We start from the raw sequence: 650 nt of genomic DNA on the forward strand, positions 1-650 counted from the left end.
CAGTTGTAGATTCGTCGCAGAGGTAGAGGGATCGCCATGAACCTGTTGAGCTTGGCCTTGCCGGATCTGTCGGCAGCTTCGGATCGGTTAACCGCCGCCTTGCAGCCCGTAGCCCAGTTTTTTGCCGGCCTCAACTTGCCCCAACCCATTGTGCAATGGGGTCACCCTTTGATGATGGGAATCGTGGTGGTGGTGATGGGCAGCTTTGTCGGCCTGACCGGGTGGCGAGGGCGAACCTTGCGTCTGGCAGCCGCCTCCCCAACCTCAGAGGGATCCCTGCCGGAATCGGCCCAAAAGCCTCTGCTGGATCACCGCAAATTGGCTCCCTGGATGGCCACCTTCATCGCTCTGGGCTACACCGGCGGCATTCTCTCCCTGGTGATGCAAGGGAAGCCCCTATTGAGCAGTCCCCATTTTTGGACGGGATCCCTGGTGCTGCTGTTGTTGGCGGTGAATGGAGCTTTGTCTCTCAGCGGCTTTGGGGGCAACCGCGCTGCTCTGCGCACCACCCATGCCTATGTGGGCAGCCTCATCCTGTGCATACTGTTTGCCCATGCCTTGTTCGGGCTCAAGCTGGGCTTGTCGCTGTGAGTGGCATTGACATGCTCCCCTGCCTAAAGGCAGGGGATTCTGGTTCCTGGTTCTGCGAC

1 protein-coding gene is annotated in these 650 nt (G+C 59.8%); it reads left to right on the forward strand.

The window, feature by feature from the left end; translation table 11 throughout:
• The first annotated feature begins 36 nt into the window (after positions 1-36).
• On the forward strand, positions 37-591 hold the full coding sequence (locus tag NW856_RS13315; RefSeq protein ID WP_414358456.1) for a DUF4079 domain-containing protein: 555 nt from the start codon (positions 37-39) through the stop codon (positions 589-591).
• The last annotated feature ends 59 nt before the right edge of the window (positions 592-650 follow it).

This window comes from Synechococcus sp. R3-13, from assembly GCF_047462195.1.
Classification (GTDB): Bacteria; Cyanobacteriota; Cyanobacteriia; order Thermostichales; family Thermostichaceae; genus Thermostichus.